At 74.5% G+C, this 9,765-nt stretch carries 7 protein-coding genes and 2 pseudogenes; 8 read left to right on the top strand and 1 reads right to left on the bottom strand.

The window, feature by feature from the left end; all coding sequences use genetic code 11:
• Both SSBG_RS09835 and SSBG_RS09840 read left to right on the top strand, forming a co-directional pair.
• A pseudogene (locus SSBG_RS09835) lies at positions 1-539 on the top strand (hypothetical protein); the annotation flags it as partial.
• On the top strand, positions 536-1,021 hold the full coding sequence (locus SSBG_RS09840; RefSeq protein WP_008746015.1) for a GNAT family N-acetyltransferase: 486 nt from the start codon (positions 536-538) through the stop codon (positions 1,019-1,021). The pseudogene SSBG_RS09835 and the gene SSBG_RS09840, both read left to right, overlap by 4 nt.
• 103 nt (positions 1,022-1,124) lie before the next feature.
• Here the strand turns inward: SSBG_RS09840 and SSBG_RS09845 are convergent, their stop codons facing one another.
• Positions 1,125-1,712, bottom strand: a complete 588-nt coding sequence (locus SSBG_RS09845) for a TetR/AcrR family transcriptional regulator (protein ID WP_008746016.1) — start codon at positions 1,710-1,712, stop codon at positions 1,125-1,127.
• Positions 1,713-2,375: 663 nt separating this feature from the next.
• On the opposite strand from SSBG_RS09845, the gene SSBG_RS34455 reads away from it, so the two are divergent.
• The 6 genes and pseudogenes from SSBG_RS34455 (at position 2,376) to SSBG_RS09875 (ending at position 9,311) form a co-directional block, all read left to right on the top strand.
• The gene (locus SSBG_RS34455; protein ID WP_234010738.1) at positions 2,376-3,137 is read left to right on the top strand and encodes a GDSL-type esterase/lipase family protein; all 762 of its coding nucleotides are present in this window, start codon (positions 2,376-2,378) and stop codon (positions 3,135-3,137) included.
• Between the two features lie 59 nt (positions 3,138-3,196).
• Positions 3,197-4,715, top strand: a pseudogene (locus tag SSBG_RS35715) (FAD-dependent oxidoreductase).
• Positions 4,716-4,961: 246 nt separating this feature from the next.
• Positions 4,962-5,270 (top strand): putative quinol monooxygenase, encoded by a 309-nt coding sequence (locus SSBG_RS09860; protein ID WP_008746017.1) that lies wholly within the window; start codon positions 4,962-4,964, stop codon positions 5,268-5,270.
• Positions 5,271-5,603: 333 nt separating this feature from the next.
• Entirely contained in the window at positions 5,604-6,950 is a 1,347-nt protein-coding gene (locus SSBG_RS09865) for an ABC transporter substrate-binding protein (protein ID WP_037871290.1), read from the top strand.
• 70 nt (positions 6,951-7,020) lie between these two features.
• Positions 7,021-8,379, top strand: a complete 1,359-nt coding sequence (locus tag SSBG_RS09870; RefSeq protein ID WP_037871292.1) for a carbohydrate ABC transporter permease — start codon at positions 7,021-7,023, stop codon at positions 8,377-8,379.
• Positions 8,376-9,311 carry a carbohydrate ABC transporter permease gene (locus SSBG_RS09875; protein WP_008746020.1) on the top strand — a complete coding sequence of 312 codons (936 nt, stop codon included), beginning with the start codon at positions 8,376-8,378 and terminating at the stop codon, positions 9,309-9,311. The genes SSBG_RS09870 and SSBG_RS09875 overlap by 4 nt, the downstream gene beginning before the upstream one ends.
• The last annotated feature ends 454 nt before the right edge of the window (positions 9,312-9,765 follow it).

The raw sequence follows: 9,765 nt of genomic DNA on the forward strand, positions 1-9,765 counted from the left end.
CCGCCTCCGCCCCGGGACGGAGCCCGCTGCCGCGCCTCGTGGTCCTCGTGGACGACGTGGACGCGCTGCTCGACCCGCCGCTCGGCGCGACGGGACGCCCGGCGGCCGGTTCGGTCGTGCGGGCCCTGGAGACGGTGGTGCGGGAGGGGGCGCGGCTCGGCGTGCACCTGATCGCGGCGGGCGCGCGCACCGAGAAGGCCGCGGCCTCGTACGTGGCGCGCGCGGCGGGCGTCCGGGTCGTGCTCGACGCGCCGTCCCCGGCCCCGGAGGAACCCGCCCCGGGCCGGGGCCGCCTGCTCACCCAGGACGGGGCGGCCCTCCCCTTCCAGGGGGGCCGCGTCACGGGCCGCATCCCGCGCACGGCGACGCTGCGCCCGACGGTCGCTCCGCTGGAGTGGCCCCGGATGGGCGACGCCCCCGAACGTGCCCGTCCGGTCCGCGAACTGGGCAACGGGCCGACCGACCTCGCCCTCCTGGCCAGCGCCCTCGACCGGGCGGCCCGGGCGGCCGAAGCGACACCATTGGAGCCACTGCTGTGACCGCTCACGTCTCCCCCGTTCCCGCCGACGACCCCCGGCTGCGTCCCCTCCTGACGGCGTACCACCTCCGGACGGAGGAGGAGAAGGGCGTCCCGGTCTCCGGCCCGGCGGAGCTGCCCCCGGCCTACCGGGCCGAGATCGAGCACCCGGCGGAGTCCTTCGCGGGTGCCACCGTCCTCCTCGCGACGGTCCCCGGCGAGGCGGAGGCGGCCGGCTGCGCCGTGCTGCGCACGCCCGCCGCGGCCCCGGCCGAGCTCAAGCGCCTGTGGACCGCGCCCGGCCACCGGGGCAAGGGCGTCGGCGCGGCCCTCATGGCGAAGGCGACGGCCCTCGCCACCGAGGCGGGCGCCCCGGCCCTGCGGCTGTCCGTCTGGTCCTGGCGGGAACCCGCCCTGCGCCTGTACGAGCGCGAGGGCTTTTGCCGGGTGCCCTCGTGGGAGGCCCGGCCGGACCTGGTCTGCCTGGAGCGCGCCCTGGGCTGAGGGCGGCCGGAGCGGGGGTCCCGGGGCGGGCGTCCCGGCGTGAACGGGCACCGGGGCGGCGGCGGGGATGCCGCGGCGCGCCCGGTGCGGAACGACGCGCGCGCTACCGCCGCGCGGAAACGTAGTGCGCCCACCCCCGGTCGAGCAGCCCGAACCCCGTTTCCACGGCCGACTCGGGGTCGGCCTGACGGGCCATGAGCGGGATCTGGAGTGCGAACCGCGCGTAGAAGCGGATTTCCGCGCTCGGTTCGGCGAGCCCGAACTCCTCGGTGAGCACCGCGATCAGGGCGTCCTCGTGCCGCAGCCACATCCTCTCGGCGTACTCGGTGAGGGACGGTGTGTCCTCCATGAGGACCATGATCCGGCGCGTGGGCTCGGCCTGGAGCAGGGCGATCTCGGCGAGGAAGTGCGAGCTCAGCGCCTCGGAGACGGTCGTGCCCGGGGCGCGGTCGCGGACCGCCGCGACGAGCCGGTCCTGCTGCTCGTTCTCCGTGCTGAAGACCAGCGCCTCCTTGCGGGGGAAGTGCGCGAAGACGGTCTTGGGCGTCACGTCGGCCTCGTCAGCGATCTCGCGCACCGTGACCGCGTCGAACCCGCGCTCAAGGAACAGGCTCGTCGCCACCTCCAGGATCGCCGTCCGGGTCGCCGTCTTCTTCCGTTCACGTCGCCCCAAGGGCGCGTCGTTCTCCATGCCCGAATCCTAACCCCGAGGTATTCCTATACCGAGGATAGAAGTACGCTCGGTATAGCGAGAGTGTGAGCGAGGTCGGCGAGGGCCCTCCGGGAGCCGACCCGGGCGCCGCCGCCGCGGGCTCCGGCCTGCCCGCACCCCTCCGAGCGAAGGACAACGGCCATGAACCGAACCGACAGCGACAAGAGCGACAGCACCGGCGCCCGTACGGCGGGCGCGCGCCCCGCGCCGGGCTGGGTCCGCACCTGGGGGGCCTCCCCGCAGGTGCGGACGACTCCGTCTCCGGCGTGGACGCGGTCGAGAACGTCACGCTGCGGCAGATCGTGCGGGTGAGCGGCGGCGGCCGCCGTCTCCGTATCCGTCTCAGCAACGAATACGGGACCGCACCCGTGACGATCGGCGCGGCACGGGTCGCCCTCACCGGCGACGGCCGCACGGGCCAAGACGGAGACGGCCGCGCGGTGACCTTCGGCGGCCTGCCGGGCGTCACGATTCCCGCCGGCGCACCCGTCCTCAGCGATCCCGTCGATCTGGCGCCGCCCGCGCTGTCGCGGCTGGCGATCAGCCTGTACGTGCCCGGCCGGGTCGAGACCGTCACCGGGCACGGCACGTTCCACGCGCTGGGCTGGAGCGTGCCCGGCGACGCGACCGCCGCCCGCGCGGCTGGAGCGTGCCCGGCGACGCGACCGCCGCCCGCGCGCCGCGCGCCGACGCCGTCCCGCTGCCCGCCCAGGCGTTCCTGTCGGCGGTGGAGGCGCTGCCCGGCCGCCCGGCCGGGGCGATCGCCGTCCTCGGCGATTCCCGCGTGGACGGGACCGGCTCGACGCCCGGAGCCGCCGGCGCTGGACCGACGTACTCGCCGAGCGTCTCGCGGCGCGCGACGGGACGACGCGATACGTGGTCAGCCAGGGCATCAACGGGAACCGCCTGCTCGACGACGGCATCGGCACGTCCGCGCTGGCCCGCTTCGACCGGGACGTCCTCGCCACGCAGGGGCTCGGGCACGTGGTGATCGCCGTCGGCAACGACCTGGTCTTCTCCTTCGCCCCGGACACCGAGGAGAACGCCGCTCTCCTCGCCCTGTTCGGCGGCGGGCCCGTCACCGTCGAGGACGTCGTGGCCGCCCACCTCCAGGCCGCCGCCCGCGCCCGCGCACACGGCGCGAAGGCGTACGCCGCCACCATCGCGCCCTACGGCGGCTCGGAGATGTACACGGCCCAGGGGGACCGGGCCCGCGCGCGGGTCAACACGTGGATGCGCTCCAGCGGCGCGTTCGACGGCGTCCTCGACTTCGACGCCGTCTGGCGCGACCCGGCCGACCCCTCCCGTATCCGCGAGGACCTGCACATGGGCGACCACCTGCACGGCAACGACGCCGGATACGAGGCCCTGGCCCACTCGATCGACCTGGCCCTCTTCGACTGAACCCCCGGGCCCGGCACCCGCCCGGCCCGCCGCACCCCCCGCTTCCCGAGGAGACGTCCATGTACGACATAGCGATCGCCGGTGCGGGCCCCGTCGGCCTGTTCCTGGCGGGCGAACTCGCCCTGGCGGGCTGTTCCGTCGTGGTCCTGGAGCGCGACGCGGACCCGCACCCGCCGCTGCGGGCACTCCCGCTCGGGCTGCGCGGCCTGAACGCCGCCTCCGCCGAGACCTTCGCCCGCCGGGGCCTGCTCCTGCCCCTGCTGGAGGCGTCGGGGGTCGAGGCCGCCACCGTCGGCGCCGCCCCCGGCGCCGCGCGGGCCCCCGCTCCCCGGAACCTGGGCCACTTCGCCGGCATCACGCTGGACGCCGCCGACATCGCCCCGCGCGCTGGCCCACCGGCTCCCCGGACCGGCGATGGACGGCTTCATGACGAGCCTGGACGCGGTCGGCGGCGTCCTGACCGCGCGTGCCGCGGCGCGAGGCGTGACGCTCGTGCGGGGCGCGCCCGTCACCGCCCTGCGCCAGGACGGTCAGTCGGTCACGGTGACGGCCGGGGGCCGGGAGCACCACGCCCGGTGGTTGGTGGGGTGCGACGGCGGACACAGCGCGGTCCGCACCCTCGCGCGCTTCTCCTTCACCGGCACCGCGCCGCTCTTCACCGGTTACGTCGCCCAGGTCACCTTCGACGACCCGCGGCGACTGCCCCTGGGCTTCCATCTGACGCCGACCGGCATGTACCTGCGCACGCCCCTCGAAGGGCACCTGGGCACGATGGACTTCGACGGCGGCGCCTTCGACCGCTCCCGGCCGCTGACCCGCGCTCACCTCCAAGAGGTCCTGCGGCGCGTGTCCGGCACGGATGCGGCCCTCACGGAGGTGCGCCTGGCCTCCAGCTTCACCGACCGCGCGATGCAGGCCACCTCCTACCGTCGCGGGCGCGTCCTGCTCGCCGGGGACGCCGCCCACATCCACTCCCCGCTGGGCGGCCAGGGCCTCAACCTCGGTATCGGCGACGCGATGAACCTCGGCTGGAAGCTGGCCGCCACCGTGCGCGGCGACGCCCCCGACGGCCTCCTCGACAGCTACACCGCCGAACGCCACCCGGTCGGCGCCGCCGTCCTGGACTGGTCCCGCACCCAGGTCGCCACCATGCGCCCCGGCCCCCACGCCCCCGCCTTGCAGCACCTGGTGCGCGACCTGATGGCCACCTCCGACGGGACCACCCACGTGTACCGCCGGAGCTCGGGGCTCTTCCACCGCTACGACCTGGGCGGCGATCAGCCGCTCGTCGGCCGCACCGCCCCCGACTTCCGCCTCGCCGGCGCGGGCCGCCTCAGCGACCTCCTCCGAGACGGCCGCGGCGTGCTGCTCGACTTCGGCCCCCACCGGAGCCTGGGCGAGGAGGCCGCGCCGTGGAAGGAGCAGGTGACCTACGTCCCCGGCCGCCCCGACGACAGCCTGGGGTACGAGGCGCTTCTCGTCCGCCCCGACGGCATCGTCGCCTGGGCCGGCCTGCCCGGCGCGCCGGACGACGCGGGGCTCCAGGACTGCCTGGCCCGCTGGTTCACCCGCTCCTGAACCCGCCGCCGATCCACCCCGCCGCCGCCCCGCCGCGCCCGGCCGCCGCCCCGCCCCGTCCCGCCCCGTATCCGTACGCCCCGCCCCGCATCCGCTCGCCGGAGCGTGGAAGCGAGCCGTCCGGGACGGGGGGCACCCTGCGGCTCCGCGTGCCCGGGACCGCCATCCACGCAAGGAGGACACCGTGTCCGACCGCCTCACCCCGGGCCCGCCGCCCGCCCGGCCGGGTCCCCGGCCACCGGGGCGATGCCCACGCCGCCCGCGGGGCCGCTGTTCGCCGTGATCAGGTTGCGGGCCCGGCCTGGCAGGGCGGAGGCGGCGGAGCGGGCTCTGCGGCGGATCATCGCTCCCACCCGCGCCAACCCGGACTGCCTGGAATTCCGCGTCCTGCGGGACCGCGACGACCCGCGCGCCTTCACCCTGCTCGAACACTGGACGAGCAGGGCGGCGACCGACGCCCACGGCGAGAGCGACTGCATGACCGGCTACCTGGCCACCAGGGAGGAGAACTTCGAGGTCCTGTCCGTCTCCTTCGTCCACGCGCTCCAGCCGTAGCACCCCTTCCGCGGTCCCCGCGGTGCCGGGCCCCGCGCGCCGCGGCCTCCTCCCGTCCCGCCGGGGGGGCGCGGACGCCCCCCCGGGTCACAGACCGGTCACGAACGGGGCCGTCCGCCCAGCTCACCGTTCCCGGCCCCCTTGCCGCCCGCACCCCGCGGGCGTAGATGTGCGGGGAAGGGGAAGGGGTTCCCCCTCCCGGCAACCACCGGGATGCGAACCGTAGTTGGAGTGACGGAAGAGAACGGGGCAATGATGCGCGCACCTCTTCGGGATGCACGGACGCGGGCGACGCGGGGTACCGCGAGACGGCGGGCGCGCGGGCTCGCGCTCCTGGCCGTCACGGCCGGGACGGCCGTCGCGCTCACCGCCTGCGGGAGCGACGGGGACGGCGGCAAGGACGGGGGGAGCGACGCGAAGAAGCCCTCCGCCTCCGCCGGACAGTCCTCCTCAGGCGTCCGGCTGCCCAAGCTCGACGGGCAGACGGTGAAGATCGCCGCCGTGTGGAGCGGGGCGGAGCGGGACGCCTTCGAGAAGGTGCTCGCCGACTTCGGCAAGCGCACCGGGGCGAAGACGGAGTACGTCGCCGCGCAGGACCCCGTCATCGGCTTCCTGGAGTCGAAGATCGCCGGGGGCGGCCAGCCGGACGTGGCGATGCTCCCGCAGGTCGGGGCGATCCAGCAGGCCGTGGAGCGCGGCTGGGCGAAGCCGGTGGGCGCCGGGGCGCAGGCGGAGCTGAGGAAGAACTACGGGCAGGGCTGGCAGGAACTCGGCGCCGTGGACGGCAAGCAGTACGGCGTCTACTTCAAGGCCGCGAACAAGTCCCTCGTCTGGTACAACACCGCCGTGTTCGACAACGCGGGCGCCGAAGTCCCCTCCTCCTGGGCCGACTTCCTCAAGACCGCGCAGACGGTGGCCGATTCGGGCGTCACGCCCGTCTCGGTCGCGGGCGCGGACGGCTGGACGCTCACGGACTGGTTCGAGAACATCTACCTCTCGCAGGCCGGGCCGGAGAAGTACGACAAGCTCGCGCGGCACGAGATCAAGTGGACCGACCCCTCCGTGAAGCAGGCGCTCACGACACTCGGTCAGCTCTTCGGCAAGCCCGACCTGCTCGCGGGCGGCGCGAAGGGCGCGCTCGCCACCGAGTTCCCCGCCTCCGTCACGCAGACGTTCACCGGCGGCGACCAGCCGAAGGCCGGGATGGTCTTCGAGGCGGACTTCGTCGGCATCAACATCGCCGAGACGGACGCGAAGATCGGCTCCGACGCCAAGGTCTTCCCCTTCCCGGCCGTGGGCTCCGGGAAGGCTCCCGCCGTGGTCGGCGGCGACGCGGCCGTCGCGCTCAAGGACTCCGAGGGCGCGCAGGCGCTGCTCACGTACCTCGCCTCGCCCGAGGCCGCGGCGATCTGGGCGAAGACGGGCGGCTTCGTCTCGCCGAACAAGGCGCTCGACACGTCCGCGTACCCGAACGACGTGCAGCGCGGTATCGCGGAGGCGCTGATCAAGGCCGGGGACGACATCCGCTACGACATGTCGGACCAGATGCCGCAGTCCTTCGGCGGCTCGCCCAACAAGGGCGAGTGGAAGGCGCTCCAGGACTTCCTCGCGAAGCCCGGGGACGTCGCCGCGATCCAGGGCCGCCTGGAGCGGGACGCCGCCAAGGCGTACAAGGACTGACGGGGTGGCCGCCGAAGCGGCGGGGGGCGCCGGTCGCGTGCCGGTGCCCCCCGCGTCCCCGAGCGGGGGCGTGCCCGCGCCCCGTACGTCGCCCGAGTCCCCGAAGTCCTCCCGGGACAAGGGCCCCGCGTCCGTCACCCGTACCCGCCGTTCCCTCGCCGTCCTCTTCCTGCTCCCCGCGCTCGTGCTGCTCGGCGCGCTCGTGCTCTACCCCATCGTGTGGAACGTCGTGCGGAGCCTCTTCGACTCCTCGGGGGACGGCTTCGTCGGGCTCGGGAACTACCGCGAGATGTTCTCGGACCCGAACATCAGGACGGCGATCAAGAACAACGCGATCTGGCTCGTCGTGGCGCCGACCGTCGCGACGGCGCTGGGTCTCGTGCTCGCCGTCCTGACCGAGCGCGTCAAGTGGGGAACGGCGTTCAAACTGCTCGTGTTCATGCCGATGGCGATCTCGATGCTCGCCTCGGGCATCATCTTCCGCCTCGTGTACGAGCAGGACCCGGACCGGGGCATCGCGAACGCGGTCGCCGTGACGGTGCACGACACCTTCGCCGGGTCCTCGGCCTTCCCGAAGGCGCACCCGCGCCCGCGCGCGGCGCTGGAGGCCGTCAAGGGCGGCGCGTTCGAGACGAAGGAGGCGGTACGAGGCGGAACGAACCTTCTCCTCCCCCTCGTCGGCGTCGCCCCGGACGTCATGCCGGACCGCGCGAAGCCCGCCGCCGCGCCCGCGCCGCCCGGCGAGGACGGCGGGATCACGGGCACGGTGTGGCAGGACTTCACGAAGGGCGGCGGCGGCACGCTCGACAAGGTCGACCCGAAGGAGCTCGGCTACCCGGGGATGCGGGTCGAGGCCGTGAAGGACGGCGAGGTCGTCGCCTCGGCGAAGGCCGGGGACGACGGGCGCTTCACGCTCCCCGCGAAGGCGGACGGCGCCCGGCTGCGGCTCCCCGCCGACAACTTCCGCGAGCCCTACGGCGGCATCGACTGGCTCGGTCCCACGCTCGTCACGTGGTCGGTCATCGGCGCGTACGTGTGGATGTGGGCCGGGTTCGCGATGGTGCTGATCGGCGCGGGGCTCGCGGGCCTGCCGCGCGAACTCCTCGAAGCGGCACGGGTGGACGGGGCCGGCGAGTGGCAGGTCTTCCGCCGCATCACCGTGCCGCTGCTCGCGCCCGTGCTCGGCGTCGTCCTCGTCACGCTCATGATCAACGTGCTGAAGATCTTCGACCTCGTGTACGTGATCCCGCCCGGCTCCGCGCGCGACGACGCGAACGTCCTCGCCGTCGAGCTGTACAACACGGCCTTCGTGGACGGGGACGCGGGCGTCGCGAGCGCGATCTCGATATTCCTGTTCGTCCTGGTGGTGCCGGTGATGCTGCTCAACATCCGCAGGCTGCGCAGGGAACGCAAGGAGGAACGCCGATGACCGCCGCCGTACCCAGGACGGTCCCGGAGCCCGGGGCTGCCGGGCCCGCGCGCGCCACCCCCGGCAAGCGCCCCGGCAGGGCCGAGTCCTTCGCCGCCCGCGCCGCGCGGCTCGCGGCGGGCGGGGTGCTGCGGGTCTTCCTCCTCCTCGTCGCCGTCTTCTGGCTCGTGCCGACGGTCGGGCTGCTGATCTCCTCGCTCCGCTCGCCCTCCGACATCGCGGCCGACGGCTGGTGGAAGGTCCTCACGAGCCCCGCCCAGCTCACCGTCGAGAACTACGGCAACCTGCTCGACAACAGCGCGATCACGCACAGCCTGTGGTCCACGGTCCTCATCACCGTGCCCTCCACGCTGCTCGTCGTCCTCATCGGCTCGCTCGCCGGGTACGCCTTCGCCTGGATGGACTTCCCGGGCCGGGACGGCTGGTTCCTGCTCGTGGTGGGGCTGCTGGTCGTGCCCGTGCAGGTCGCGCTGCTGCCGGTGTCGAAACTCTTCGGCTGGATAGGGATCTTCGAGTCCACGATCGGCGTGATCCTCTTCCACGTCGCCTTCGGGCTGCCCTTCGCGGTCTTCCTGCTGCGGAACTTCTTCGCGGAGATCCCGCGCGAACTCCTCGAAGCGGCCCGGCTCGACGGCGCGGGCGAACTGCGGCTGTTCACCCGGGTCGTGATGCCGCTCGCGGGCCCCGCGATCGCCTCGCTGGGAATCTTCCAGTTCCTGTGGGTCTGGAACGACATGCTCATCGCGCTGATCTTCGCGGACTCCGGCAGCCCGCCGATCACCGTGGCGCTCCAGCAGCAGGTACGGCAGTTCGGGAACAACGTGGACATCCTCGCGCCGGGCGCCTTCCTGTCGATGCTCATCCCGCTCGTCGTCTTCTTCGCCTTCCAGCGGCAGTTCGTGTCGGGGGTGATGGCCGGAGCGGTCAAGTAACGGGAACGGGCGGCCCTTTCCCCTGCGCCGTGGACGTCCCGAAGGGGCGGGCGTACGGGGAGGGGCCGCTCCCGTCCGTACGCGCGCCCGCCGCCCGCGCCCGGCCCGGTCCCGCCGCCGCCTCCCCGGCGCGCCCCCGCCCCGCGCCGTCACCCCCTTACCGTGCCCGCTCCGGCCCCGCCACCGGGGAGGCCCGGCTGTGACGCGGCCCCCGCCGGACCCCGCCGGACCGGGGCGGGGCGGCCGAAGGGGCCGGGGTGGAGGCGGTGAGGGCCGCCGCGTACTTCGTATTGACCAATTCACCCGCTTCCAGGTGCCGCGCCCCCCTCTTCCGTGGGACGGATCTCCTGTCCCGGCCCGTACGGGCGCCGTCCCCCGAGAGGAACCCCGTCCGCCGTGGATTCCACCGACGCCCGGGCCCCGCGACACCCGACCGAGCCCCCGCACGCCCCCG

This window comes from Streptomyces sp. SPB074 (assembly GCF_000154905.1).
Taxonomy (GTDB): Bacteria; Actinomycetota; Actinomycetes; order Streptomycetales; family Streptomycetaceae; genus Streptomyces.